The sequence below is a fragment of the Phenylobacterium sp. genome, assembly GCF_035309685.1.
Taxonomy (GTDB): Bacteria; Pseudomonadota; Alphaproteobacteria; order Caulobacterales; family Caulobacteraceae; genus Phenylobacterium.
Map to the genome: position 1 here is coordinate 1 of NZ_DATGEX010000027.1, position 25,082 is coordinate 25,082.

Annotated in this window: 23 protein-coding genes and 3 pseudogenes; 15 read left to right on the forward strand and 11 right to left on the reverse strand. The window is 66.3% G+C overall.

What is annotated here, in order from left to right; genetic code table 11:
* The 5 genes and pseudogenes from VKQ35_RS08960 to VKQ35_RS08975 form a co-directional block, all read left to right on the forward strand.
* Positions 1-235, forward strand: a pseudogene (locus VKQ35_RS08960) (hypothetical protein); the annotation flags it as partial.
* 104 nt (positions 236-339) lie between these two features.
* Complete coding sequence (locus VKQ35_RS22040) at positions 340-636, forward strand: antitoxin MazE family protein (protein ID WP_414692328.1); 297 nt, start codon at positions 340-342, stop codon at positions 634-636.
* Positions 633-956 (forward strand): type II toxin-antitoxin system PemK/MazF family toxin, encoded by a 324-nt coding sequence (locus VKQ35_RS08965; protein WP_324360695.1) that lies wholly within the window; start codon positions 633-635, stop codon positions 954-956. Before VKQ35_RS22040 ends, VKQ35_RS08965 begins: the two co-directional genes overlap by 4 nt.
* A 243-nt stretch (positions 957-1,199) precedes the next feature.
* A complete protein-coding gene (locus VKQ35_RS08970; protein WP_324360696.1) occupies positions 1,200-1,586 on the forward strand; it encodes a VOC family protein in 387 nt (128 codons plus the stop codon).
* A gap of 400 nt (positions 1,587-1,986) precedes the next feature.
* On the forward strand, positions 1,987-3,372 hold the full coding sequence (locus tag VKQ35_RS08975) for a hypothetical protein (protein WP_324360697.1): 1,386 nt from the start codon (positions 1,987-1,989) through the stop codon (positions 3,370-3,372).
* Between the two features lie 75 nt (positions 3,373-3,447).
* Here VKQ35_RS08975 and ggt read toward each other — a convergent pair whose 3' ends face one another.
* Positions 3,448-5,124: a gamma-glutamyltransferase gene (ggt, locus tag VKQ35_RS08980; RefSeq protein WP_324360698.1), complete on the reverse strand. Its 1,677-nt coding sequence runs from the start codon at positions 5,122-5,124 to the stop codon at positions 3,448-3,450.
* 515 nt (positions 5,125-5,639) lie between these two features.
* Between ggt and VKQ35_RS08985 the strand changes: the two genes are divergently transcribed.
* From VKQ35_RS08985 to VKQ35_RS09005, 5 genes are all read left to right on the forward strand, one after another.
* Positions 5,640-6,038: a hypothetical protein gene (locus tag VKQ35_RS08985; RefSeq protein WP_324360700.1), complete on the forward strand. Its 399-nt coding sequence runs from the start codon at positions 5,640-5,642 to the stop codon at positions 6,036-6,038.
* Positions 6,039-7,426: 1,388 nt separating this feature from the next.
* Complete coding sequence (locus VKQ35_RS08990) at positions 7,427-7,825, forward strand: GFA family protein (RefSeq protein ID WP_324360702.1); 399 nt, start codon at positions 7,427-7,429, stop codon at positions 7,823-7,825.
* 104 nt (positions 7,826-7,929) lie between these two features.
* Positions 7,930-9,714 (forward strand): DUF885 domain-containing protein, encoded by a 1,785-nt coding sequence (locus tag VKQ35_RS08995; protein WP_324360704.1) that lies wholly within the window; start codon positions 7,930-7,932, stop codon positions 9,712-9,714.
* Positions 9,711-10,430: an SDR family oxidoreductase gene (locus tag VKQ35_RS09000; protein WP_324360706.1), complete on the forward strand. Its 720-nt coding sequence runs from the start codon at positions 9,711-9,713 to the stop codon at positions 10,428-10,430. The genes VKQ35_RS08995 and VKQ35_RS09000 overlap by 4 nt, the downstream gene beginning before the upstream one ends.
* A gap of 49 nt (positions 10,431-10,479) precedes the next feature.
* A complete protein-coding gene (locus VKQ35_RS09005) occupies positions 10,480-11,187 on the forward strand; it encodes an MgtC/SapB family protein (protein ID WP_324360708.1) in 708 nt (235 codons plus the stop codon).
* 13 nt (positions 11,188-11,200) lie between these two features.
* Here VKQ35_RS09005 and VKQ35_RS09010 read toward each other — a convergent pair whose 3' ends face one another.
* Complete coding sequence (locus VKQ35_RS09010) at positions 11,201-12,277, reverse strand: alpha/beta fold hydrolase (protein ID WP_324360710.1); 1,077 nt, start codon at positions 12,275-12,277, stop codon at positions 11,201-11,203.
* Between the two features lie 121 nt (positions 12,278-12,398).
* Here VKQ35_RS09010 and VKQ35_RS09015 point away from each other — a divergent pair, with 121 nt between their 5' ends.
* Positions 12,399-13,040 carry a glycine zipper 2TM domain-containing protein gene (locus tag VKQ35_RS09015; RefSeq protein WP_324360712.1) on the forward strand — a complete coding sequence of 214 codons (642 nt, stop codon included), beginning with the start codon at positions 12,399-12,401 and terminating at the stop codon, positions 13,038-13,040.
* A 74-nt stretch (positions 13,041-13,114) separates the two neighbouring features.
* Here the strand turns inward: VKQ35_RS09015 and VKQ35_RS09020 are convergent, their stop codons facing one another.
* Positions 13,115-13,276, reverse strand: a complete 162-nt coding sequence (locus tag VKQ35_RS09020; protein WP_324360714.1) for a hypothetical protein — start codon at positions 13,274-13,276, stop codon at positions 13,115-13,117.
* Between the two features lie 93 nt (positions 13,277-13,369).
* A complete protein-coding gene (locus tag VKQ35_RS09025) occupies positions 13,370-13,957 on the reverse strand; it encodes a TIGR00730 family Rossman fold protein (protein ID WP_324360716.1) in 588 nt (195 codons plus the stop codon).
* Between the two features lie 190 nt (positions 13,958-14,147).
* Between VKQ35_RS09025 and VKQ35_RS09030 the strand changes: the two are divergent.
* Positions 14,148-14,345 (forward strand): annotated as a pseudogene (locus VKQ35_RS09030) (cold-shock protein); the annotation flags it as partial.
* Positions 14,346-14,489: 144 nt separating this feature from the next.
* Positions 14,490-14,687 carry a cold-shock protein gene (locus VKQ35_RS09035; RefSeq protein ID WP_293372453.1) on the forward strand — a complete coding sequence of 66 codons (198 nt, stop codon included), beginning with the start codon at positions 14,490-14,492 and terminating at the stop codon, positions 14,685-14,687.
* A 48-nt stretch (positions 14,688-14,735) separates the two neighbouring features.
* On the opposite strand, the gene VKQ35_RS09040 is transcribed toward VKQ35_RS09035, so the two are convergent.
* Positions 14,736-15,428: a DUF1345 domain-containing protein gene (locus VKQ35_RS09040; RefSeq protein WP_324360718.1), complete on the reverse strand. Its 693-nt coding sequence runs from the start codon at positions 15,426-15,428 to the stop codon at positions 14,736-14,738.
* A gap of 115 nt (positions 15,429-15,543) precedes the next feature.
* On the opposite strand from VKQ35_RS09040, the gene VKQ35_RS09045 reads away from it, so the two are divergent.
* Positions 15,544-16,149, forward strand: a complete 606-nt coding sequence (locus tag VKQ35_RS09045) for a hypothetical protein (protein ID WP_324360720.1) — start codon at positions 15,544-15,546, stop codon at positions 16,147-16,149.
* Here the strand turns inward: VKQ35_RS09045 and VKQ35_RS09050 are convergent.
* Complete coding sequence (locus VKQ35_RS09050) at positions 16,146-16,562, reverse strand: hypothetical protein (protein ID WP_324360722.1); 417 nt, start codon at positions 16,560-16,562, stop codon at positions 16,146-16,148. The two genes, VKQ35_RS09045 and VKQ35_RS09050, sit on opposite strands and share 4 nt — an antisense overlap.
* Positions 16,559-16,873 (reverse strand): autorepressor SdpR family transcription factor, encoded by a 315-nt coding sequence (locus tag VKQ35_RS09055; protein ID WP_324360724.1) that lies wholly within the window; start codon positions 16,871-16,873, stop codon positions 16,559-16,561. The genes VKQ35_RS09050 and VKQ35_RS09055 overlap by 4 nt, the downstream gene beginning before the upstream one ends.
* A gap of 104 nt (positions 16,874-16,977) precedes the next feature.
* Here VKQ35_RS09055 and VKQ35_RS09060 point away from each other — a divergent pair, with 104 nt between their 5' ends.
* Positions 16,978-18,561, forward strand: coding sequence for an EAL domain-containing protein (locus VKQ35_RS09060; protein ID WP_324360726.1), 1,584 nt, complete (start codon positions 16,978-16,980; stop codon positions 18,559-18,561).
* Here VKQ35_RS09060 and ligA read toward each other — a convergent pair.
* The 4 genes and pseudogenes from ligA to lpxC form a co-directional block, all read right to left on the reverse strand.
* Positions 18,558-20,885, reverse strand: coding sequence for an NAD-dependent DNA ligase LigA (ligA, locus tag VKQ35_RS09065; RefSeq protein WP_324360728.1), 2,328 nt, complete (start codon positions 20,883-20,885; stop codon positions 18,558-18,560). The two genes, VKQ35_RS09060 and ligA, sit on opposite strands and share 4 nt — an antisense overlap.
* A 144-nt stretch (positions 20,886-21,029) precedes the next feature.
* Complete coding sequence (recN, locus tag VKQ35_RS09070) at positions 21,030-22,721, reverse strand: DNA repair protein RecN (RefSeq protein WP_324360730.1); 1,692 nt, start codon at positions 22,719-22,721, stop codon at positions 21,030-21,032.
* A 365-nt stretch (positions 22,722-23,086) separates the two neighbouring features.
* A pseudogene (locus tag VKQ35_RS09075) lies at positions 23,087-23,974 on the reverse strand (outer membrane protein assembly factor BamD); the annotation flags it as partial.
* A 101-nt stretch (positions 23,975-24,075) separates the two neighbouring features.
* Positions 24,076-24,984 (reverse strand): UDP-3-O-acyl-N-acetylglucosamine deacetylase, encoded by a 909-nt coding sequence (lpxC, locus tag VKQ35_RS09080; protein WP_324360732.1) that lies wholly within the window; start codon positions 24,982-24,984, stop codon positions 24,076-24,078.
* Positions 24,985-25,082 lie beyond the last annotated feature (98 nt).

Sequence of the window (25,082 nt, forward strand, 5' to 3'; positions counted from 1 at the left end):
AGATGCGGCGGATCAGAGAAGTTTTGCGGCTGAGGGCGCTGTTTGGGGAGAACCTGTCGGCGATCGCCTCTGGGTCGGGTTGGCCCGCTCGACGGTTCGGACCTATCTTCAGCGGGCCGACCGCGCCGGGCTGGACGGAGCCCGCCCGCTGGAGGACTGGACTGATGAGGCGCTGGAGGCGGCGCTTTATCCGCCGCCTGTGGCGAGCGACGCCAAGCGGCCATTGCCCGACTGAGACTATGTGGCTCGAGAGCCGCGCCGCCACAAGCACTTGACGCGTCGGCTGCTTTGGTTCGAGCACCGCGACGACCTGGTCGCAGAACAGCGGCGACCAGAAGGATGTGGCCCGCCGCTTGCAAGTTCGCGAATTACGCCTATGTTACATGTAACAGGTATCGAGGAAATTCTACGTTGCCGACGCCCATAAATCAGAGAGTCCAGAAGCGCCGCGACACGCTGCGCGCGGCCGGTTTGCGACCGATCCAGATATGGGTGCCTGACATCCGGCGACCGGGATTCGCGGAGGAGTGTCGGCGGCAATCGCGGATCGTGGCAGCGGCTGACGCGGCAGATCACGATCTTGATGCTTTCATGGACGCCGCCCTTGTTGATCTTAGTCCCGAGGGGGAGGCGTGAAGCGAGGCGACCTCGTGACAATCGCCCTGCCCGGTGATTTTGGAAAACCGCGCCCCGCCCTGATCATTCAATCCGACCAGTTCGACGAGACTGCCACGGTGACGGTGCTGCTCCTGTCGGGGACGCTGGTGGATGCGCCTCTGATCCGCACGACGATCGAGCCGACAACGACCAACGGATTGAGAAAGCGCTCCCAAGTGATGGTGGATAAGGCAATGTCAGTGAAACGCGACAAAGTCGGTGGAGCGATAGGACACCTCGACGCTGAAGCCATCGTGGCAGTGACAAGGGCGCTCGCGGTCTTCTTCGCCATCGGTTGATTGGATCGCTCCAGGTCGCGTTGCGGGACCATGCTACGGCCACCGCCGCGGCGCTCAGCGCGCCAATCTTCGCAAGAGCCTGGATACCTGAAGCGCTTCCAGGATTGGGACTACCCTGGCTCGGAGCGATCCGCAGGCCGCCGAATCCAGGGACTTTCGTTGCGATCGTTCGGCGGGGATCGGTTGAATGGGGAATAGCCCCTGACTAGCTGATGTTTGGGCGCACTCGACGGAGGCCGAACCATGACCGCTCAGCTCAACCATACAATCGTCTGGTCGACCGACCAGGCGAAGTCCGCAACGTTTTTGGCCCAGATACTGGGTCGCCCGGCGCCCACCCGCTTCGGCCACTTCGACGTCGTGGAACTCGACAACGGCGTCTCGCTCGACTTCGCCGACGCCGAGGGCTCGATCCAGCCACAGCACTACGCCTTCCTGATCGATGAGGCCGACTTCGATGCTGTTCTGGGTCGCATCCGCGAACGCTCGCTCGACCATTGGGCCGATCCGATGCGCCGCCGTCCAGGGGAGATCAATCACAACGATGGCGGCCGCGGCGTCTACTTCCCCGATCCCGACGGCCACTACTTGGAAGTAATCACCCGCCCATATGGGAGCGGCGCTGGCTAAGCCGGGCGCGCAAAATACGCACGACTGAGTGAGGGCCCCCAAGGCGTCTCCGGCGGATCTCGAATTTCGCCCAAGGCGACAACCGTCCTTCGAATGGGTGGCGGACAAAGCGAAAGGTGGAAGACGCCCGCCAACAGGCAGTTAGTAGCGGGAATCTGCCTCGCCGAGGCGGTGACCTTCGCGCGCCACTTGCCAACGCTTTTTAATCCCCGCGATATTCGGTGCTGGCCTGTGGGGAAATGCGCGTCGAAGTCGGGTGGGCCGAAATCGAGGCGCGACGCCCCCCTTCCACTCGGGTTGCATGGGGCATCTCGAATGCCTCGTGGTTTAGGTTTAGGCGGAGAGCAGCATTCCCGAGACCCGCACCGCAGCGCATCACCGTTTCCGTTTGCGCTTTCCTATGGCTTCCCCCTTCCTCGGAGTTTCCATGCCTTGCATTTTTCGGGTGACTGCAATTTGGCGGGCCACCCTGATCGGCGCGCTGGCGTTGGCCTGCATTGGCGCGCCGCCGGCGTTTGGCCAGGACCGAAAATTCATGAGCGGTTATGCCGGAAGCCTGCCGCACGCGCCACGGGACCTCGCGCGCACCTATTTTGGCGACAAGGCGGTGCGCGGCTTGATCTATGACCTGGAAGCAGCGCCGATGCCGCGCGCCAAAGCCGAGGCGCAGTTGGCCGGTTCCGGCGCCACGCTCGACGACCTGATCCGGGTGCGCTTGATCCGTCCGGACGGCGACCTCGTGCGCTTGGGGTTCAGTTACTTCACCGCGGCCGATATGGAGCTGATCCACGGCATGGTCGCGCGATACGCGCCAAGCCTGGTCGCCGCCTATGTCGGCGATGCGCCCCGCTTAAATTCGATTTTCGCAGCGTACAACGTCCCCACCGTCGACCCAAAACGGCTGGCGTTTGCGTTGATCGTGGGCGTTGGACTGAATTGGCAGGGGCTCGATCTGCTGTTCGACACCGGCTACCGAAAGCCGATCCTGGTTGAGGGCCCGGACTGGAAGTACAGCTTCTGGGCGTCGGAAGAGCAGGCCAGTTACGACTACCGCGGCTACTATTGGGGCAGCACGACCTTCCCCGCCGGGGCCGCGAACCTCAACCCAAATCCGGTTGACTACGCCTTCGCCTCGTTCGGCGACCCGATGAGCGATCCGCGGATGAACTTCCCAGATCTCCTCGACACCCATCCAGATCAGATGACGGCTCCCGTCCGGGCCGCTGCTGAGGCGATCGGACTGCATGACGACCTGCAGTTTGGCGAGACGAATGTTCTCACCGCAGAGTTTGCGCGTCAGCTTGGCCCAATACTGTTCGCCCTGCGGGCTCAGCCGCAAGACGCCAAGAAGCTTGCCACGACGCTTGCGACAACGCCGGGGACCGGCGATCTCGCTGGCCTGGAGCGCGACCTTCAGCTCTTGGCTGTCACCGGCTACGTCGCACATGGGCGTGACGGTCGCTGGACGCTGACGGCGCCGGTGCTCGACCGGCAGGATAAAGCGATGCTGAGCGCGGCCCTCGCTGAGAACCGCGCTATCCTGGATCGCTGGACGAAAGGCCATTACGCCGCGATGCGCGCGGACCTGACGGGCCTTACGGCCTTGCGTCAGGGCGTCCCTTACGAGGCCCTCTACACCCAGATCTGGCATGAGCTCTTCGGCCGCGTCACGCGCGAACTTGTCGAGCGTGGGGTCGTGGCCGATCCCCACGCCCCCGGCAATCCCTCACCTGGATCGCTGCCGATGGTTTGGCGGACGTCGATCTACAATCGCGTCTGGCAGTGAGCAGCAGGCACGGAGCGCTCTATAGGGCCCCAAGAGCTGGAGCAGCCGCGCTTGGCGGCTTACTTTGCTTTGAAGCTAGCGCACGACCAGTGAGACGCCGCGCGCGCGTGGGTCAGAGGCCGGCTGCGGAAGACCGCCAACCACCTGAACGGCTTCCATGTCGCCGTTGAAGCCCTGCTTTTCCACCCGGTATCCGCGGGCTTTCACCTGGGCCGCCAAGGCGGGTGGAAGTGATGCGTAGGGCTCGGTGAAGATGGTGTTCTGCGGCAGCAGCTGGTGGTGAAAACGCAACGCCGCCATGGCCTTGGCCAGAGGCAGGTGGAAATCATATACGTCGGCCAGCACCTGGAAGATCGAGGTGAAGATACGCGAGCCCCCCGGCGTGCCAATGACCATCGCCAGGTTTCCGTCCTTGGTCAGGATGGTCGGCGTCATCGACGAGAGCGGTCGCTTGAAGGGCGCGATTGCATTCGCGTCACCGCCGACCACGCCGAACTGGTTGGGCGCGCCGGGCTTTACGGAGAAGTCGTCCATCTCGTCGTTCAGCAGGAAGCCTGCGCCCTCGACGATCACCCCTGAGCCATAGTCGCCGTTCAAGGTGTAGGTGTTGGAGATCGCATTGCCCCAGCGGTCGACGACGGAAAAGTGCGTGGTCTGGGGTTTTTCAGCGCCCAGACCCGGTTTCGCGCTGGCCAGCACCGAGGGTTTGGCCGGATCGGCCTCGCGGGCGCGGCGGGCCATATAGGCAGGATCGGTCAGCGCAGCGACCGGGACTCTCCAGAAATCCGGGTCACCGAGATATTCCGCGCGGTCGGCGAACACGCGTTTTTCAATCTCCGAGATCAGGTGCAAATATTGCGCGCTATTCAGTGCGACGCCCTTGAAGAGCGCAGCGTCATCCGCCTTCATCGCCAGCAATTGCAAAAGCGCGATGCCGCCAGAGCTTGGGGGCGGTGCGGTGATCAGATGAAACCCGCGCCATTCGCCCTCAAGCGGCGCTCTCCAGACCGCCTTATAGCCGGCGAGGTCGGTCTTGCTGATCAAGCCTTGGCCAGGCCCGCGGCCCATCTGGGCTACGATCAGCCCGGCGGTTCGGCCCTCGTAGAAGTCCTTGGCGCCCTCTCTCGCGATACGCTCAAGCGTGGCGGCGAGTTCGGGCTGGCGGAATGTGCGCCCCGCAGCCATCTGCCCGAAATAGCGGTTGAAGTTGGTCTTGGCGAAATTTCGGCTGTTGGCGTCGCGCAGGCTTATCTCGTCGCGCGGCGCGCTGAAGCCCTGGCGCGCCAGGCGGATGGCCGGCGCCAAATCCTGCGCCCAGGAGAGTTTTCCGAAACGTCGATGCGCCTCAGCCATGCCGCGCACCGTCCCGGGGACCCCGGCGGCCAACGGCCCCACCAAACTCGCCTCGACAATCGGGCGACCCTTGGCGTCGAGATACATGCCCGCACTGGCCCTGCCCGGCGCGGTTTCGCGATAGTCGAGGAAATAGGGCTTGCCATCGACGTAGAGGGTCATGAACCCGCCGCCGCCCAGATTGCCGGCCTCCGGATAGGTGACGGCCAGAACAAAGGCCACGGCGACGCCGGCGTCGACCGCATTTCCGCCGGCCTTCAGCACCTCTTGGGCGGCCAGCGCGCCATAGCGATCCGGTGCGGCGACCGCCCCGGCCTCAAGCGTTCGCGGGCCAGCGGCGGCTTGCGTCGCAACGATGAACGCCAGGGCCAGCCCTGCTAGGAGGTTCGAGGTCCGCAAAGGCTGATCCGTGGGCTTCGCGGGGCCGGCAAGTCCAGGTTCTCAACTTGCCGGACCGCTTGTTGACGTCGTGGGTCCGTGGATGCTTTTTTGCCCGTCTCTCAGAGGCCCGTAAAGGTGAAGCTCGATCAGCCTTCCTGACCGACAGGCCGGGCGTTGAAGCCGTCGGCGTCTTGGCCGACCGCTCAAACTCAAAGATGCGCAAGCACGGTGTGTACGAGCCAGGTGGCGAGCAGGGTTACAATGGTCCCAGCGATCATGCCACGCGCAAACGATCCGTGGCGATCCCACCAGATGCGGCGGCTTCTTAGAGTTTGAGCGCGGTCGGGTCGCCTGCGGGCCATGGCCGTCCTGTGCGCGATGATTGCGCCAAGGGCAACCACCGTTGTGCAATCAACCTGCGCCGCGCGGCGCTAAACCGGTGTCTTGCCCGAGAAACGGAGTTTGATATCGGAAGATCCGGCTTTTCTGGTATCCTAGGATGAAATCTTGCAGTCATGACCCGGAGGTTGCTGATGGTCATCCGTCTTCTTCCGATCGCAGCAGGCCTTATGGTCGCCGCGATCACCTCGCAAACCGCCAACGCCGCGCCTGATAAAAAGTCGGAAGCTCCCTGTTTCGCCAGCAGCACCTGGCAAGGTTGGAGCGCGCCTGGCGATGGGTCCTTCCTCTATATTCGCGTCGGCCAGCATGACATCTATCAAGTGGGCCTCCCCAAGGGGAGCCACGTGCGCAAAGACCTAGACGTCGTCCTTGTTGACGAGGTTCGCGGATCAGACTGGATCTGCTCACCGCTGGACCTCGACCTGACCCTGAACGATCACGGCTTTCGCGAGCCGATCATCGCAAAGTCGCTGCGCAAGCTCACCCCCGAAGAGGTGGCGGCTATCCCGCGCAAGGACTTGCCCGACTAGAACTGTCCCCTAGCACCGTCCCATAGGGTCGGCGACGCAAAGGCGCCTTCACTGACTTCGCGGGCGCGCCGCAAAACCTCGAAGCTCGCCTGGTCCAGCTGTGCAATGCATTTCAGGACCTCATGGGCGCTCACGAGCGCCCACGCTGGGCTTTGCAACCCCTGTCCCGGAAGCCCATTGAAGTCCTTGCTCAGCAGAACCTTACGGCGCCTATCGGCGCGTCAGCTCAACTTTGAAGGAACCTTTCCAAGCCTGACACGTAAGGCGAGCCGGGAAGGCTGAGGGCGCTTTAAGGACACTTGGTCGTTTTACGTTTGTCGCCTCGTAAGGCCGGGGTCGGGCTCAAGCCAGCGATGCTCGCAGGCTGCGCCGTCGACGTCCGCCTGGCAGCCAGTCTGCGAGGAGGCGCACGTTCGTGGAGGCCGGGTCCAAGGAGGAATGAATATGAATAGACCTTCGACGTTGTTGGTTGCGTGTCTTTCTATGGCGATCCCAGCTGCGGCGCTTGCCGCGGGACATCCGCCGTCTGGACCGGCCTCGGCTGCGCGCGGTGCTCCGGCGGCGACAACCTCCGCCTCCGCCCCACAGACATCAACCACGCTTCGGGGCCCGGCTACGACCGGTCAACCCAACCAAACATGTGGCAGCGCAACTGCGCCCTTGACGCCTGGCGGCGCGGCCGCCTCGCCAGGTTCGCCCTTCAATCCGAACGGAAAAGCCGGAACGGTTTATGCCGGGCAGCAACCGCAGAACTCAGGCAATACCGCCTCGGTTGCGCAATACGACGTCGCCTGCTCACACCAAAGGTGATGCGCGCGCACCCCGCGCCTCGGGTTCTCTGATCGCGCCAGCCTCGCTTTAGCCAAGCGCGTGTCGGCCGTGGCTCGGCTGATGACCTCTATGAGGACATCAAGTTCGGGTCACGGCAGGCATGCCGGCCAAGGTGTCGGGTGTTTGAGCCGGGCCGCGGGTACGGTGAGACGTTGAGCCCTGATTGTCCCCAAGTCGGCGCCGTCCAATTCGCCGGGACGACGATCACACCCCTTTTGCCTGGACGCTAGGCGCCTGGTGTTGAACGTCGTGCGGACTTGGGTGCGGGGCTTCAGCTCGCCATCGAAGCTGCGAATCGGCGGGCTTGTCGCGGCCGGAACAGCAAAAAGCGCCGCGCCGGCCAGAAGGGCCGTCCGCGCAGGGTGAAAATTCATCTGCACGCGCGTCCGAGGCGTCATCGCCTCCGGCTTTGGCCTGCGCTCGGCGTGGATTTGTTCAATTCCAGCAAATCGCAGGAGCTCAAATTAACGGCCCGGTCGGCGGGATGACTTCTCTGCGCCGGATCGCTATCACCCTCGCCAAAGGCCCGGTTCGTCGAGTTTCCTGGAGACGTTGGTATGCACAAGGGTTCCTGCCTCTGCGGCGCAATCACCTTTGAGGTCTCAGGAGCCTTGCCAGGGCCCGATGCGTGTCATTGCACCATGTGCCGCAAACATTCCGGACACGTCTTTGCATCGACCGATGTCGCCAGATCAGCCGTGATGATCCAGGGCGAAGAGCACATCACCTGGTTCCAGTCCTCGGAGAAGGTGCGGCGGGGCTTTTGCGCGGTCTGCGGATCTTCGCTCTTTTGGGATAACCAGTCCAAGGACGTGACCGCCATCGCCATGGGGGCGTTCGACACGCCGACCCAAACCGAGCTTGCTGTGCACATCTTCATCGCCGACAAGGGCGACTACTACAGCATCAGCGACGGCGTCGCGCAGTTCGAGGCTGCACCGCGCGCAGCGCCGTAGCGTCAAAGCCCAGGCTTGGCCTTTACCGCGTTGCGAAATTCGTTACCGGTCAGGTCGGCCCAGGCCCAGGCCATTGTGGTTTCGCCCGATTGGAGAAGAGCGCAATGCAGGTAAAAAGGCTCGCCGGTTTGGCCGCCCTCAGCTTCGCCCTGGTCGCAGCCCCCGCGGCCTTTGCGGCGCCTGGGGATAGCGATGCGCGCTTCCAGGCGATCTACAAAACCGAATGGGCCTGGCGTAAAGGCGAGTTCCCCGGAAATGAGCGTGGTGAAGCTGCACTTCCCGACCATCTGCCGCGCGTCGACGCCGCCGATCAGGCGCGAAGGCTGGCCTACTGGCAAGATGTTCGCCATCGCCTTGACGGCGTCGACAAGGCTGACCTTTCGCAGGCCGAAGCGGTCAACTTCGAAGTCTACCGCGACCAGCTTGACACCCTGATCGCGCAGCAGACATTCCGCGAATACGAAAAGCCATTCAATTCGGACTCATCGTTCTGGGCCAACCTGGGCTTTACCGCCTCGCGGACATTTCACTCGACGAAGGACTATAAAAACTACATCGCCCAACTAAACGACATACCGCGCTATTTCGCCGAGCAGACGGTGAATATGCGCGCAGGCCTGAAACGCGGGTTCACCCCGCCAAGGGCGACGCTTAGCGGTCGCGACGTCTCGGTCTCGATGATCGCCGAGGCCAAGGGCGCTGAAGCAACGCCCTTCTGGAAGCCTTTCAAAGCCATGCCCGCATCGGTGCCCCCAGCCGAGCAGGAAGCCTTACGCGCCCAGGCCCGCGCTGCGATCGAGGGCCAGGTGCAGCCGGCTTACCGGTCTTTGCTGAGCTTCCTGCGTGAGGACTATATTCCCCACGCCAACCTTGCGCTGGCGGCCGAGGACCTTCCTGACGGCAAGGCCTATTACCGCGCTCAGATCAAAGAGTTCACGACCCTCGACATGGATCCCGAGGCGATCCACCAGCTTGGGCTCTCAGAAGTCGCCAAGATCCACGCCCAGATGCTGGTGGTCATGAAGGAGACCGGCTTTCAGGGGGATTTCCCGGCCTTCCTGAACTTCCTCAGGACCGACCCCCAGTTCTATGTGAAAACCCCACAGGAGCTCCTCAACCGCGCGGCGTGGATCGCAAAGCGGGTCGACGGCAAGCTTCCGGCCTTCTTCGGGTGGCTGCCCCGCAGTCGTTTTGGGATCGAGCCGGTGGCGCCCGACATCGCGCCCTTCTACACGTCAGCCCGCGGCGGGGCCAAAACCTATCTTCTGAACACCTACGACTTGCCCTCAAGGCCGCTCTATAATCTCACCGCCCTCACCTTGCATGAATCGGCCCCAGGCCACGCACTGCAAGGCGGATTGGCCGAAGAGCAGGAGGCTCTCCCTGACTTCAGGCGCGACGTCTACATCTCAGCATACGGCGAGGGCTGGGCGCTCTATTGCGAGCGGCTTGGCGTCGAGATGGGCCTTTATGACACCCCCTACGATCGCTTCGGAATGCTGACGTTCCAGATGTGGCGCGCCGCCCGTCTCGTCGTGGACACCGGCATTCATCACAAGGGTTGGACGCGGGCTCAGGCCATTCGGTATCTGCACGACAACACCGCCTTGGCCGATCATGACATCGAGATCGAGGTTGACCGGTATATCTCCTGGCCCGGTCAGGCGCTGAGCTATTACCTGGGCATGATGGCGATCACCGAGGCCCGCGCCAAGGCCGAAGCCGCCCTTGGTCCCAAGTTCGACATTCGCGCCTTCCACGACACGGTGCTTTCACTGGGCAGCGTCCCGCTGCCGATCCTTCGCGCCCGCATCGAGCGCTTCATAGCCGAAGACGGCCGCGATCCGATGCCGGTGGCGTGGCAGAAGAATAGGGCGAACGCGCCATGACCAAGCCTTGCCCCCACATCCTGGTCACCGGCTCCACGCGCGGGATCGGCAAGGCGATCGCTGAGACGCTGGATGAGCGCGGCCAGCGCTTCATAGGTCATGGCCGCAGCGACGCCGATCGGGTGGTGGGCGCCGACCTCGCCCAGCCTGCTGCGGCCGACCGGCTCTGGGAGCGCGCGCTCGACCAGCTCGAGGGGCGCATCGATGTCCTGGTGAATAACGCCGGCGTCTTCGAGCCCATAGCCCTGGAAGCCCCAGACGAGGCCTGGAGCCAAGCCTGGGGCAGGACCTTGCAGATCAACCTGCAAGCCTCGGCCGATCTTTGTCGACGCGCGGTGCTGCACTGGCGCGAGCGCGGCCAGGGCGGTCGCATCGTCAATGTCGCGAGCCGGGCCGCCTATCGCGGCGATAGCCCGCTTCACTGGCACTACGCCGCCTCCAAGGCCGGCATGGTCGCCATGACCAAGTCGATCGCGCGCGGTTATGCAGGCGAAGGCGTCCTGGCCTTTGGCGTTTGCCCAGGTTTTACGATGACCGGCATGGCCGAGGACTATTTGGCGAGCCGCGGGGGCGACAAACTGCTGGCCGATATCCCGCTTGGAAAAGTGGCCGATCCAGAAGAAATCGCAAATTGCGTGGCCTATTTGGCCCTGGAAGCGCCCGCCTCCATGACCGGCGCGGTCATCGACATCAATGGCGCCAGCTACGTCCGATAGAAAACCGCTACTATAGGGCTTATCGCCTCAAACTGGGGGACGACCGCAGATGTTGAGCCCAGACCTCGCCCCGGTCCTGACGACGATCGTTCGATTGGTCGCAGCGTTCGCCTTGGGCGGCCTGATCGGGCTCGAGCGGCAGATCCGCCAACGCAACGCCGGCCTTCGGACCATGGTCCTGGTCTCGGTCGGCACCGCGGCCTTCGTCCACCTGGGTGATCGGCTGGCCGGCCCGGGCGGCGAAGCCAATATCGTGGCCTATGTGGTGACCGGCATCGGGTTTTTGGGAGCCGGCGTGATCATGAAAGAAGGAACCCAGGTCCGCGGCCTCAATACGGCCGCCACGCTTTGGAGCACCGCCGCAGTCGGCGCCTTCGCCGGCGCAGGGCTGCTTGGCGAGGCCGCCGCGGTTGCAGCCCTGGTGTTGGGCGGCAACACCTTGCTTCGCCCCCTGGTCGACTACGTCAACCGCCGGCCGATCAAGCCTGGCGAGACCGAGGCGCTCTATCAGATCCATGTGACCTGCGCGCCGGCCGAAGCGCCCAGCGCGCGCGACCTCATCTATGATGAGCTTGAGCGCTACCACTACCCCGTTCGCGAGATCGAGGTGGTCTCAGAAGGCGACGAAATCGTCGAACTGGCCGCGACCCTGGTGCCGACTACGGCCAACGCCGACGACCTCGATGCGATCACCAGCCATTTGGAAGCCCATGCTGAGATCCAGGACGCCACATGGTCGGTGAGCACGACGTCTTGAGGCCCAGGCCCGCCTAACCGCCTGAGCGGTTCAAAAGCTCGGCAAGATCATTCTTCCAGAACACCGCCCAGGTATGGGTGCCGTGGCCATGGGTGTCGGGTCCGAACGGAATGAGGACAAAGCGCCCGGCCTTGATGCGTTTGATTTCAACCTGGGCGAGGCCCAGCTCTGGAGGATTGATGAAGTCATCAGACGAATTCACCCAGGTCAGCGGCGCCTTGATCTTCTCCAGGTCCTTCGAAGGGTCATAGGTGCGCGAAGCTTCCAACTGATAGATCAGGTCGTTGGCCTCGGCGGTCTTGATGCGCTCAGGAATCTGTGCGGCGTACCAGGCGTCGACCTGCTCGCCCCTGGGCATGGCGACCTGCATCGGCCAGGCCGACTGGCCGGCCAGGAGCAGCAGGTTCTCCGCACCGCGTAACCCAAGCTGGGGCTCGCTGGTGTAGTCGCCGCCTTGCCAGGCTGGATCGGCCTTGATCGAGGTGACCGCCATCTCGCGCCAAAGTCGGTTACGTCCCCCAAGCGCCAGGGCCTGACAGGCCAATGGCATCGCTGCGCGCGCGCCGTCTGGATACATCTCAGCATAAAGGAAGGTATGCATGCACCCCATCGAGGTGCCCATCACCAGGCGAAGCTGCTGAACCCCCAGGGCCTGGCTCACCACCGCGTGCTCGCCTTCGACCATGTCGGCGTAATCGTAGTGCGGAAAGCGCATGTGAAGGCCGTCGGAGGGCTTAGACGAGGCCCCGTGACCGATATCGTCGGGCATGATCAGAAAATACTTCGCCGGGTCGAGCAGTCCGCCTGGCGCAAAGAGCACGTCGGCGAACTGCGGCGCAGCGAACTGGCGGCCGGAGCCGCCGGTGCCATGCAAGATCAGGACCGCGTTTGTGATGTGACCCGCGGCGTCCTTCTTCGGTTGACCCAGGGTGTAATAGTGGAGCTTCAGCTCCGGCAGGGTCTCTCCGGACCGAAAATGGAAGTCCTTGATGGTGAAATCATGCGGCTCGAGCGAAGGCGCAGCTTGCGCCGCCGTTGAGGCCGCCAGGCCCGCCAAAACACCGACAACCAGACCCCGTAGACCCTGCATTCTTAGCTCCCCTGATGATCCCTGACCCTAGCCGGCGCCGGCCGATTTCGGAACCTTAGCCGCTAGATAACGTTTTCAGTCCAATGGCGAGGGACTAATCCCACACCAAAGGAGATAGTTCATGCGTAAGCATTTGGTGGCCGCTGGCGTCGCTGCGGTCGCACTCATACCCTCACTGGCCATGGCGCAGGAAACCTGCGAGCAGCGCAGCGCTAACCGCGCAGCAGGTACGGCCCTAGGTGCGGTCGCCGGCGCGCTCCTTGGCAGCGCCGTCGCCGGCCACGGCGAAAAAGGCACTGGCGCGATCATCGGCGGCGTTGGCGGCGCAGTCATCGGCAACCAGGCCTCGCGCGGCCCGCGCGACTGCGCCCACGCCTATGGATTCTATGACAATGAAGGCCGTTGGCATGACAACCGCGCCGATCGCTCGGTCGCCTACGGCTATTACGACCGCGAGGGCGCCTGGATCGATGGTCCGCCCCCGAATGTCGGCGGCTATAGCGCCAACGCCACCTACGTCGGCCACGACAGGCTAAGCATCGAAGATCGCATCGCCAGGATGGATGAGCGCATCCAACGCAGCCGCGCTGACGGTCGGCTCTCCAAGCGCGAAAGCAAGGATGCGGAGCGCGCCCTAAATGACATCCGTCGCGATGAATACAATCGGACAAGCGGCGGCTATCTGAGCGATCGCGATCGCGACGAACTCGAAGCACGTCTCGACCGCCTGGCCGCCCAGATCCGCTACGATCGCGAAGGCTAGTCGCTTAAGTCAGCCACAGATTTTGCAGCCCTCGGCCCAGGCCGGGGGCTGTTTTCTTGGGGCCAGGCGCCAAGTCAGTGGCCGTAAGGCTTATAGCCACCGCCGGTGAAGGCGCGAATAAGCGCGCCGCCCAGTCCGTGCTGGCGAACCTGCTCGCTCGAAAACAAGGCCACGACAAATCCGAAGGCCGCGGCCGCGCCCACAAGCATCAGCAGAACGACAAAATTCGGGTCCATGATGGTTAATAAACACCTAACCTTGTCCGCTGCATAGCGCTCTTTTCGCCCATCCGAGGATGCAGGCCGCGCCGGGCCAGCCCTTAGGCGGCGTCAGTAACGCTGCTCGACGGGGGCTACGCCCCACTTGGGAGCTGGGGCGACGTAGGAGCCAAACGCCTGAAGCGCGGCGGCCGTGGTGTCGGCGTAGATCAGCATGTCGACATATTTTTGAGCCAAGAACCCCTTGTCGGCCATCTGTTGGACCGTAGAGCGCAATGGATCGTAATAGCCGCCGACATTGACGAAGCCGCAGGGCTTGGCGTGAAAGCCGAGCAGCGCCCAGGTCCATTGCTCGAAGATCTCCTCGAAGGTCCCCGGGCCTCCAGGCAGGCATAGGAAGCCGTCGGAAAGCTCGGCCATCGCCCACTTCCGCTCGTGCATGGAATTGACAATCTTCAGTTCCGTCAGTCCCTTGTGGCCAATTTCCTGATTGACCAGATCAGCTGGCATCACGCCCACGACCTTGCCTCCGGCCGCCAGCGCCGCATCGGCCACGGCACCCATCAACCCCACCTTGCCGCCGCCATAGACCAGCGTGAGGCCCTGCTTGGCGATCAGATTGCCCGCGATGATCGCCTCGTCTTGGAACGCCGGATCAACGCCTAGGGCCGAGCCGCAATAGACACAAATACTGTTCAAGGGAGGTCTTCGCGCCTTGCAGGGTGGGATTCGAAGGCCGCTGAAATAGGCTGATTGCGCTGTTCTGTCACGGCGCCGCTGGCCTACTGGCTCTTCGCCCGCTACATAGCTTGCACGGATCGTCAAATTCGACGGCCGGACGACCCGCGTTTTTGCGGGCGTAAGACTCTATCTCGGTTAGGTCAGGCGAATGGCGAGCGGCACGGTCAAGTGGTTCAATACCGCTAAGGGCTTTGGTTTCATCCAACCGGACGACGGCGGAAGCGACGTCTTCGTCCATATCTCAGCAGTCGAACAGGCGGGCCTTCGGGGCCTGAATGAAGGCGATCTGGTCAGTTTCGAACTTGAGCAGGACCGACGGTCCGGCAAACTTTCGGCTGGCCAACTGGTGGTCACCGGACACGGTGAAGCGCCAGCACGCGGCGGCGGCGGCGGTGGCGGCGGGTTCGACCGTCCGCGCGGCGGCGGCTTCGGCGGCGGCGGTGGCGGCGGACGCCCGGCGGGCGACCCGGCCGGCGCCGGCGCGGGCACGGTGAAGTGGTTCAACCCGACCAAGGGCTTCGGTTTCATCCAGCCCGAAGACGGCGGCCAGGACGTGTTCGTGCACATCTCGGCGGTGGAACAGGCGGGCCTGCGCGGCCTGAACGAAGGCCAGCACGTGGCCTACGACCTGGAAGCCGACCGCCGCAGCGGCAAGACCTCGGCGACCAACCTGCGAGTCAACGACTAAGCACCCTTCAGCGCCTTCCCCGCTCCCGCGGGGAAGGTTGTGACCGCTCTAGAACAACCCCGCCGTCAGGTTGATGGTGAGGGCCACGATGATCGTGTTGAAGGCGAAAGCCACCAGGCAGTGGACGGTGGAGAGCCGCCGCAGCCCCTTGGAGGTGATGTTCGCGTCCGCCGTGGCGCAGGCCACCCCGATGACGACCGCGAAGTACAGAAAATCCCAATAGTCCGGGTCCAGCGTCCCCGGGAACTCGATGCCCATGGCGTCGCGCGCGCCATCGTCCTCGTCGACCCCGTAGTATTCGTGGGCGTAATGCAGGGCGAAGATCATCTGCACCATCAGCCACGACGCCACTACGGTGACGAAGGCGAGCGAGATATGCACGACCTTCATCGCGGCGTGCGCCTCCTTGGCCATGGAAAGCTCAACGCCCACGGCCCAGACGCTGGCCGAGGCCGCGATCAGCACCAGGCCCAGGATCACGCCCTTGCCCTCGTCGTCGAGGGCGGCGCGGGCGCGGATTTCGGTCGGGCTATGGCTGATCATGCTGACGAACATCGTGCCCAGGAAGGTCATCGAGAGCGCGTCCCAGCCGAGAATCCAACGGGTCGAGACGTTCATCTGCGGGAAAGCCAGGCAGCCCAGGCCGACGATCAGGCCGATCAGGATGGAGACGAACAGCCGCGGGCGCGCCACCACGACGTCGGGCATCCATCTGGCCGGGTTCGATGCGGGTCCGGCCATGGCAAGCGCTCCTCCAAGGACCGGAAGCATCGCGCGAGTCCGGGCAGCGGCGCCAGAACCTAGGGGCCGGCCAGGCGTTCAGCAGCCTTCACCCGTTGGGCGAAGGAGATTTGCGATGCGTAGCGTACTGATCGCGGGCCTTGCCGCCGCCCTGGCGGCGCCCGCCATGGCCCAGCCCGTCACCCGCATCCACGACACCCCGCCGGGCGAGGAACAGCCGCCGCCCAGCGAAGCGCCGCCGGCCCCTCGGCTCGACGCGCCGCCCGACCAGGCCGCTCCCCCGCGCGTGGAACCCGCCGCGCCGGAGGACCGCCCCGCGCCCGCCGAAGCCGCGCCGCCCGACGTCTCACCCTGGGGCGACAAACTGCGGCCCCCCGAGCCGGAACCGAAGCCGAAGCCGAAGGTCAAGCTGGACGAGGCCGCAGGCGGCGTGGCCGGCAGCCTGGCCGCCCAGGTCGCCGGGACCGCGGTCGCCGGTCCGATCGGCGGCATCGCGGCGAGCTTCGTCGGCGGCCCGGTCGGCAGCGCCACCGTCCGCGCCGGCAAGCGGGTGTTGGGCATCGGCCACAAGCCCACGGCTGAACAGGCGGCCGCCGCGCCGGACCGTGGCGTCCCAACCGCCGCAACCGAACGCGACCCGCCCGAGCCGGCGTTGCGGCCCGAAGACCGCGAGGAACCCGCCGCGCCGCCCCCGCCGGCGGAGGCCCCTCGCCTGTCCTAAGGGCGAGGCTGCGGTGAGCCGCCCTTGGGCTTGTCGGTCTCCATGAAGGCCCAGGCCGAATAGCCGAACACATAGGCGGTGGCGGAGCCTAAGATCGCGAGCGGCACCGCGTCGGGAAGCGGCAGGAGCGAGGTCACCGCATAGCCGGCGCCGCCCAGCATGAAGGCCCAGCCGGCGGCCCGCAGCGCGGCCTGCATGCGGATCGCCTGCGCCGGATTGCGAACCCGTCCAACGGTCTTGGGCAGGAAGTTGCCATAGATGGCGAGCACGACCCCGCTGAACACCGCGAGGGCGCGCACCACGGTGTCGTGCGACAGGTAACCGGCCCGCTCCGCGAGCTTCAGGCCGAAGGCGCCGGCCATGTAGCCGCCGGCGAAAATCAGGGCGACGGCAGTGTTGCGGTGAATTTTCATCGGGGGGTTCCCTTCTTGAGAACGGCGGGCTCGGCAGGCGTCGTGGCCGCCGTAACGGCGCTGAAGGCGCCGACGAAGCCCAGCAGCGCATCTTCCAGCACCGAGAGCTTGAGAGCGTAGATGACCAGTTTGCCGTCCTTATGGACGTGCACCAGATCGGCCTCGCGCAGGACGGCGAAGTGGGCCGACATGGTGGGCTTGGAGACTGGAAAGTGGTCGGAAAGCTCGCCGGCCGTCATCGGCCGGTCCCGGAGCAGTTCCAGGACGTGGCGGCGCGTCGGGTCGGAGAGGGCTTTGAACACGGCGTTCATGAGGTGACATTTAGCTAAATATCGAATTGATGTCAATGCAACCGTCTGGAGAAACGCTGAATTAAGGCCGTGCGGATAGTTTATCGTCTGGGAGGACGTGCGATTTGCCGCTGAAAGCGCGCCGACTGCTGGGTTTCGCCTTCGCCAGCGCCGATCTCTTGATCGAGATTGCGCCCGACGGCCAGATCGCGTTCGCGCTGGGCGCGAGCGAGGCCCTGTCGGGCGCGGCGGAGACCGAAATCGCCGGCCACGCCTGGCGCGACTTCATCGATCCAGCGGACCAGCGGATGCTGGCGATGCTGATCGAGGGCCTGGAAACCGGCCGCCGCTGCAGCCCGGTGATCGTGCGCCTGGCAGCGCCGGAGCGGGCCGCGAGCCTGACGGCGCTGCGCCTGCCGGAAAACGGCGGCGCCATTTCCTGCGCGCTGGCCCGCGCCCGCTACGAGCCGGCCCAGTTCGCCGGCCGCCTGCCCGACCGCGCCGCCTTCGAGGCGCTCGCCAGCGACCTGATGGGCATCACCACCGGCGCGGTGCGCGAACTCGAGCTGGCGCTCGTCGAGCTCGACGGCCTCAGCGCCGCGCGCAGCGAGGGCTCGCCGGAGGACCGCGAGGAGCTCGACGCCGGCGTCGCAGCCCTGTTGCGCGCCCAATCCTGGGGCGGCGCGGCAGCCACCGAGTTGGAGCACGACCGCTTCGCGCTGGTCCGGGCCCGGGGCGAGTCGCCGCAGATCCTGGCCGCGCGCCTGAACCAGCTCCTGCGGGGCGTCACCGACAGTCCGATCACGCCGTCGGCCGGGACGGTCTCCATGTCCGGGACCGAGCGTCCGGCGCAGATGATGAAGGCGCTGCGCTACACGCTCGACGGTTTCTCGCGCGAAGGTTCCGGCTGGCCCGCGCCCGGCAACCTCGCCGAGGCGCTGAACGCGGCCATGGACCACACGCTCGCCCAGGCCGGCGCGCTCGGCACGGCGATCAGCGGCAAGGACTTCCAGCTGGCCTATCAGCCGGTGGTCGACCTGGCGAGCCGCGCGCTGCACCACTACGAGGTGCTGGTCCGCTTCGGCGACGACAAGAGCCCGTTCCCGCAGATCCGCATGGCCGAGGAGATGGACCTGATCGAGGCGCTGGATTTCGCCATCCTCGAAAAGGCCGCCGCCGAGATGGCGCGGGACGCGGCGCTCAGCCTCGCCGTCAATGTTTCCGGCCGCACCATCGTCAGCGCCGCCTACATCGACCGCGTCCTGGGCCTGGTAGCGCGCCAGCCGGACCTCAGTGGGCGGCTGATGTTCGAGCTCACCGAGAGCGCGGCCATCGACGACCTGCCGCTCGCCGACCGGCACCTGCAGGCCCTGCGCGGCGCCGGTTGCCAGGTCTGCCTGGACGACTTCGGCGCGGGGTCGGCTTCGCTGGCCTATCTGCAGCAGCTGCATTTCGACGTGCTGAAGATCGACGGCCGCTACATCCGCGACCTGCAGTTCGGCGGCCGCGGCACGACCTTCATCAAGCACATCGTCGAGATGTGCCGCGACCTGAAGATCAGGACGCTGGCTGAAATGGTCGAGACCTCGGCGGTCGAGGACGAGGTGCGCCGCGCCGGCGTCGACATGGCCCAGGGCTGGCTCTACGGCCTGGCGGCGGACGAACCGATCGCGCCCGTGGCGAAGAACCTCTGGAAGAAGGCGATCTAGCCGCCCACCAGGGCCAGCCATTCCTCCTCGCTGATCACCTGCACGCCATGCTTCTGCGCGTCGGCGAGCTTGGAGCCGGCGCCGGGGCCGGCGACCACCAGGTCGGTCTTCTTCGACACCGAGCCCGAGACCTTGGCGCCCAGAGCCTCGGCCTGGGCCTTGGCCTCGTCGCGGGTCATCTTTTCCAGGGCGCCGGTGAACACCACCGTCTTGCCGGCCACGGCCGTGTCGGTCTTCGGCCGCTCGGCGTCGATGACCGTCAGCTGGCCCATCAGGTCGTCGACCAGCGCGCGGTTGTGATCCTCCCCGAAGAACTCGGCGATCATCCGTGCGGCGACCACGCCCACCGCGTCCACCGACGCCACCTCGTTGAAGGCTTCGCCGGGGGTCTCCGCCGCCGCCTGCCGCGCCGCCGTCTCGAAGGCCGCCCAGTCGCCGAACCGGACCTCCAGCGCCGCACGGGCCTTCGAGTTCAGCTTGGGGATGGCCAGGCGAAGATGGCTGTCGAACGACAGGTCCGGCGGCGCCAGCACGCCCTGCCCGGCCCGCGCGAACTCCAGCACGGCGGACACCGCGGTGGGGCCGAGGCCGTCGAGATTTGACAGCTCGGCGAAGACGGCGCCGGCCATCTGGGTCGCGGCGAGCTTGGACGTCTCGACGAAGCGGTGGGCGGTCTCGAAGTGTCGCGCGAGCGCCAGTGAGGTGGTCTCGCCCACGTGGCGGATGCCCAGGCCGTAGATGAAGCGGTCGAGGTCGATCCGCCGGCGGGCCTCGATGCTCTCGAGCAGGTTGCCGACGCTGGTCTCGCCGAAGCGCTCCATCTCCAGCATCTCAGCGCGCCGGTCCTTCAGCCGGAAGATGTCGGCGGGCGACTCCAGCCAACCCTTCTCGGTGAAGAGAACGATCTGTTTTTCGCCCAGGCCTTCGATGTCGAAGGCGCGGCGGGACACGAAGTGGCGCAGGTGGGCGAGCCTCTGGAAGGGACAGGCGAACTCGCCGGTGCAGCGGCGCACGACCGTCTCGGCGCCGGCCGCCGTGGTCTCCTTGGCGATCTCGGTGTGCAGCGGGCACGGGCAGCGGGTGGGGAAGGCGAAGGGTTCGCTGCCCTTGGGACGCTCCTCCACCACCACGCTGACGATCTGCGGGATCACGTCGCCGGCCCGCTGCAGGATGACGGTGTCGCCGATGCGCGCGTCGAGGCGCGCGATCTCGTCGGCGTTGTGCAGGGTCGCGTTGACCACGACCACGCCGCCGACGGTGACCGGATGCAGGCGCGCGACCGGGGTGATCGCCCCGGTGCGGCCCACCTGGACGTCGATGGCCTCCAACACGGTGCGCGCCTGTTGCGCCGGGAACTTGCGCGCGATCGCCCAGCGCGGCGTGCGGGTGACGAAGCCCAGCCGCTGCTGCCAGTCCAGCCGGTCGACCTTGTAGACCACGCCGTCGATGTCGAAGCTGAGCTTGGGCCGCTGCGCCTCCATGTGGGCGTAGGCGTCGAGCAGGCCCTGGGCGTTCTCGACCCGGCGGCTATCAGCGGTGGTGGAAAAGCCCCAGGCCTTCAGTTTCTGGAGAGCTTCCCACTGCGTCTCCGCGAACGGCTCGGAGAGCAGGCCCCAGGCGTAGGCGAAGAAGGCGAGCGGCCGCGCGGCGGTGATCTTCGGGTCGATCTGGCGCAGCGACCCGGCCGCGGCGTTGCGCGGGTTGGCGTAGGTCTTCTGGCCGGCCGCAGCGGCCGCGGCGTTGAGGGCGGCGAAGGCGTCGTGGCCCAGATAGACCTCGCCCCGCACCTCGATGATCTCCGGCCAGCCGGAGCCCTTCAGGCGGTTGGGGATATCGTCGATGGTCATGACGTTGGCGGTGACGTCCTCGCCGGTGCGCCCGTCGCCCCGGGTGGCGGCCTGCACGAGCTGACCGTTTTCGTACCGGATCGAGCAGCTCAGGCCATCGATCTTGGGCTCGGCGGTGTAGCCGACGGTCTCGTCGGGGCCGAGCCGCAGGAAACGTCGGATTCGCGCATCGAACTCGACGGCCTCCTCGTCGGCGAAGGCGTTGTCGAGAGAAAGCATCGGCACGCCGTGAGTCACCGCCGAGAACTGCGCCGCCCGCGCCGCGCCGACCTTCAGCGACGGCGAGTCCTCGCGGATGAGGTCGGGAAACCGCGCCTCGATGTCCAGGTTGCGCCGCTTGAGCGCATCGTAGTCGCCGTCCGAAATCGTCGGCGCATCCTGCTGGTGATAGCGGATGTCGTGGCCCGCGATCTCCTCGGCCAACCGCGCCAGCTCGGCGGCGGCCTGGTCGGGCGTGAGGTCGGCGACGGGGATCATTCCCCTCCCCTTAATGGGGAGGAACAGGCCGCGCTAGCGGCCAGGGTAGGGAACTCGCGTTCAGCTGCTGACTCAGCACGCTGGCCCATGCTTCCCCACCCGTCTCGCTTCGCTCGCCACCCTCCCCGGCACGGGGAGGGAAAATTACGCCTCCATCAGGGCCCGGGCCGCGGCGCGCGCGGCGTCGGTGATTTCGGCGCCGGCGAGCATGCGGGCGATCTCTTCCTCTCGGTCTAAGGGCGAGAGGTCTTCCAGGGTGGTGCGCAGGCGCTCGCCCTCCCCGGCCTTGGCGATCCGCCAATGGGCGTCGCTGCGGGCCGCGACCTGGGGGCTGTGGGTGACGACGAGCACCTGGGCTTCCGCCGCGAGGCGCTTGAGGCGCAGGCCGACGGCGTCGGCGACGGCGCCGCCAACACCCTGGTCGACCTCGTCGAAGATCATCAGGGGCTGCGGGCCGCCGCCCCGGCCGGCCAGCGCCGCCTTCAGCGCCAGCGCGAAGCGGGCCAGCTCGCCGCCGGACGCGATGGCCCCCAGGTCGCCGAACGGCGCGCCGGGGTTGGTGGCGATCTCGAAGGCCACGCGGTCGAGGCCGGTGGGCCCGGCCTTGTCCTCAGGCTGAGCTGTCACAGCGACCTGGAAGCGGGCCTTGTCGAGTTTCAAGGGGCCGAGTTCCGCCGTCACGGCCATCGCCAGCCGCGCTCCGGCGGCGGTGCGGGCGGCGGTGAGCTTGCCGGCCTCGTCGAGATAGGCCTCGCGCGCGGCGGCCAGCGCGGCTTCCGCGGCCCGGAGCGCGTCCTCCGAGGTCTCGGCGGCGCGCAGGCGTTCGGCGAAGCGGGCGCGGAGCGTCGGCAGCTCCTCCACCGGCACATGCAGCTTGCGGGCGAGGCCGCGCAGGTCGAACAAACGCTCCTCGGCCTTTTCCAGGCGGTCGGGTTCGAAATCGAAGGCCTGGGCGGCGGCGTCGACGGCGGCTTCCGCCTCGGCGGCTTCGATCAGCACGCGCTCGATGGCGGCCGAGGCTTCCGTCAGCCGCCTGACCGCCGAGCCGGTCTCCGTCGCGCCGGCCAGCAAAGCGCGCTCGTGCGCCCGGCTGAGCGAGCGCGCGGCGCCGGCGACCTTGCCGGTCAGGCCCTCGAACACCTCGCGCGCGGCGGCGATGTCGGCGAGCGCCTTTTCCGAGGCGCCCAGGATGGCGCGCTCCTCGGCCAGCTCCGTCTCCTCGCCCTCGCGTGGGTCGAGGCGGTCGAGTTCGGCCAGGCGCAGCGTCAGTTCCTCGGTCTCGGCGTCGGAGCGGGCGACCTCGGCGCGCAGAGCCTCGACCGCCTCGCGCGCCTCGCGCCAGGCCCTCCAGCGCTCGGCCACGCCCCGCGCGTCGATCCCGCCGAAGGCGTCGAGCAACGGCCGATGGGTGCGCGCGTCCAACAGGCCCACGGTCTCGTGCTGGCCGTGCACCTCCAGCAAGGCCTCGCCGACCTCCTTGAGCACGCCGACGCCGGTGGCCTGATCGTTGACGAACGCGCGGCTCCTGCCGTCGGCGCTCAAGGTGCGGCGCAGGACCAGGTCCTCGTCGCGGGCGTAGGAGAGGCCCTTTTCCTCCAGCAGGTCCCAGACCGGATGGTTCGGCGCGGGTGCGAAGACCGCCGAGGCGGCCGCCTGGGCCGCGCCGCGGCGCACCAGCCCGGCTTCGGCCCGCGCGCCGACCGCCAGGCCCAGCGCGTCCAGGATGATCGACTTGCCGGCCCCGGTCTCACCGGTCAGCACGGTCAGGCCCGGCCCGATGGACAGGTCCAGGGCCTCGATCAGCACCACGTCGCGGATCCAGAGCCCGATCAACATGCCAGCCAACACGCCACAGAATCAGCCGGCCGCGAAAGTGCGGCCGCGCCACAGTTGATCACTCTTTGTTCTCATATCCAAGGGGGCGCGGCGTATCGCGCCGCGCCCGGGTGTCTTGGCTTCGGCTAGAGGCCGGGCGTCGGCGTCGGCACAGTGTCCGGCGCAGTCGGGTTGCCCTTGTCCCCGCCGCCGACGAACGGGATCGAGATGTGCGGCATATGGAAGAAGCTCTTCTTCTTCGGCGCCGGCGTGGCGGTGGTCGTGTCCGCGGCGGCCGTGGCGGCAGGGGCGGCCGGGGGCGCTGGCGTGTCAGCCTTGACCGGCTTGGCGGCGAGCGAGGCCGCGGTCGTATCCGGCACATTGGTGGGCGGAGCCACCGTGTGGATCTTGTCCTTGGTGTAGGCCGGGTGGAACACGCTGCGCTTGGAGGCCACCACCGGCACCAACGACGGGCGCAGGCCCTTCGATGTGAGCAGGTTGTAGGCGTCGATGTACCATTGGTCGCCGGGGTAGTTATAGCCCAGCACGGCGCCATCCCGCTTGGCCTCGTCCAGCAAGCCAAGCGACAGATAGGCCTCGACTAGCCGGTAGAGCGCCTCGGGCGCGTGGCTGGTCGTCTGATAACGCTCGACGACGGTCTTGAAGCGGCCGATGGCGGCGAGCGTGTCGTTCTGGCGCAGGTACCAGCGGCCGATGGTCATTTCCTTGCCGGCCAGCTGGTCGTTGACCATGTCGATCTTCAGGCGCGCATCCAGCGCGTATTCGGTGTGCGGATAGCGCGAGGTGACTTCGCGCAGGTTGTCCAGCGCCTGGCCGGTGGCGGCCTGATCGCGGCCCACGTCGACGATCTGTTCGAAGTAGCAGATGGCCTTGATGTAGTGAGCGTAGGCGGCGGCCTGGTTGCCCGGATAGAGCGAGATGAACCGGTCGGCGTCGCCGATCGCATCGTCATAGTCGTTGGCCTGATAGTGGGCGAAGGCCTGCATCAGGATCGCCCGGCGCGACCACTCCGAATAGGGGTGCTGGCGCTCGACCTCCTGGAAGTAGTCGACGGCCTGGTTCCAGAGGTGCTTGTCCATCCGGTCGGCGCCGGTGGAATAGAGCAGCTCCACCGGGCGCTCTTCATAGGCCAGCTTGGTCTTGGGGGCCTTCTTCGCCCCGCTGGAACACCCGGCGACGGCCAGGGCGCAGACGACAGCGACAAGAGCCGCCTTGGTCAGTGAATTGGGGCGAGCCCACTTATTTCGTACCAAGGACACCGACACCTCAAATGAACCGAACGCGCGCCCCCACGCGAGGAGTCGGTATCTACACTACCAACTGTGGCGCGCAAACGGCGGCAGGGTCGCAGTGATCAGACCGCGACGGCGATCTCGTCGGCGAAGGTGACGATGCGGTAGGCGTCGGGGCGGGCGGCGAGCGCGCGGACGAGCGCGTTGTTGATGCTGTGCCCGGCGAGTTCGCCCTCGAAGCGGCCGAGGATCGGCGCGCCCAGGACATAGAGGTCGCCGATGGCGTCCAGCGCCTTGTGGCGCACGAACTCGTCGGGCCGGCGCAGGCCTTCGGGGTTCAGCACCCGGTCGCCCTCGATCACCACGGCGTTCTCCATGGTGCCGCCCCGCGCGAGACCCATGGCGCGCAAGGCCTCGACCTCGTGCAGGAAGCCGAAGGTGCGGCAGTCGGCGAGCTCGCGGCGGAAGGCGTTCTCGTCCATGGCCAGGTCGATTTCCTGGCGCCCGATCACCGCGGTGGGGAATTCGATGGCGAAGGCGACCTCGAACTGAAGGGCCGGCTTCAGCGCCGCGCGCTTGTCGCCGTCGATGACCTCGACGGTGTCGATGATCTCGATGAAGCGGCGCGCGGCGGCCTGCGGACGACGGCCCGCGCGGTCGAGGATCTGCAGGAACGGCCAGGAGGAGCCGTCCATGATCGGCATTTCCGGCCCGTCGAGCTCGACCACCGCGTTGTCGATGCCGCTCATGACCAGCGCGGCCATCAGGTGCTCGATGGTGGCGACGGTGACCCCGGCGGCGTTCTCGATGACGGTGCCAAGCTGGGTCTTGCAGACCGCTTCCGGCGAAACGGGAACGCGGTTGTCGCGGTCTAGGACGTCGGTACGGACGAAGACGATGCCGCTGTCGGTGTCGCCGGCGCGGACGGCGACCTGGGTGTATGCGCCGGTGTGGACGCCGACGCCGGCGAACAGCCCCGGGCTCTTGACGGTGTGCTGGAAGGCGCCGCTCTGGAAACCGTCTGCCGCCACGCTGAAGCCTTCCCCTGGAAACTCAGGCGTTCGCCCTACACGCGAACCCAGTCTTGCGGTTAAGCAAAGTGGTGCGCCGCAGCAAAACAATCCCTGTT

Coding starts and splice junctions, on each gene's coding strand:
- VKQ35_RS22040 (WP_414692328.1), top strand. CDS start 340: ATGTGGCCCGCCGCTTGCAAGTTCGCGAATTACGCCTATGTTACATGT.
- VKQ35_RS08970 (WP_324360696.1), top strand. CDS start 1,200: ATGACCGCTCAGCTCAACCATACAATCGTCTGGTCGACCGACCAGGCG.
- VKQ35_RS08975 (WP_324360697.1), top strand. CDS start 1,987: ATGGCTTCCCCCTTCCTCGGAGTTTCCATGCCTTGCATTTTTCGGGTG.
- VKQ35_RS08985 (WP_324360700.1), top strand. CDS start 5,640: ATGGTCATCCGTCTTCTTCCGATCGCAGCAGGCCTTATGGTCGCCGCG.
- VKQ35_RS08990 (WP_324360702.1), top strand. CDS start 7,427: ATGCACAAGGGTTCCTGCCTCTGCGGCGCAATCACCTTTGAGGTCTCA.
- VKQ35_RS08995 (WP_324360704.1), top strand. CDS start 7,930: ATGCAGGTAAAAAGGCTCGCCGGTTTGGCCGCCCTCAGCTTCGCCCTG.
- VKQ35_RS09000 (WP_324360706.1), top strand. CDS start 9,711: ATGACCAAGCCTTGCCCCCACATCCTGGTCACCGGCTCCACGCGCGGG.
- VKQ35_RS09005 (WP_324360708.1), top strand. CDS start 10,480: ATGTTGAGCCCAGACCTCGCCCCGGTCCTGACGACGATCGTTCGATTG.
- VKQ35_RS09010 (WP_324360710.1), bottom strand. CDS start 12,277: ATGCAGGGTCTACGGGGTCTGGTTGTCGGTGTTTTGGCGGGCCTGGCG.
- VKQ35_RS09015 (WP_324360712.1), top strand. CDS start 12,399: ATGCGTAAGCATTTGGTGGCCGCTGGCGTCGCTGCGGTCGCACTCATA.
- VKQ35_RS09020 (WP_324360714.1), bottom strand. CDS start 13,276: ATGGACCCGAATTTTGTCGTTCTGCTGATGCTTGTGGGCGCGGCCGCG.
- VKQ35_RS09040 (WP_324360718.1), bottom strand. CDS start 15,428: ATGGCCGGACCCGCATCGAACCCGGCCAGATGGATGCCCGACGTCGTG.
- VKQ35_RS09045 (WP_324360720.1), top strand. CDS start 15,544: ATGCGTAGCGTACTGATCGCGGGCCTTGCCGCCGCCCTGGCGGCGCCC.
- VKQ35_RS09050 (WP_324360722.1), bottom strand. CDS start 16,562: ATGAAAATTCACCGCAACACTGCCGTCGCCCTGATTTTCGCCGGCGGC.
- VKQ35_RS09055 (WP_324360724.1), bottom strand. CDS start 16,873: ATGAACGCCGTGTTCAAAGCCCTCTCCGACCCGACGCGCCGCCACGTC.
- ligA (WP_324360728.1), bottom strand. CDS start 20,885: ATGATCCCCGTCGCCGACCTCACGCCCGACCAGGCCGCCGCCGAGCTG.
- recN (WP_324360730.1), bottom strand. CDS start 22,721: ATGTTGATCGGGCTCTGGATCCGCGACGTGGTGCTGATCGAGGCCCTG.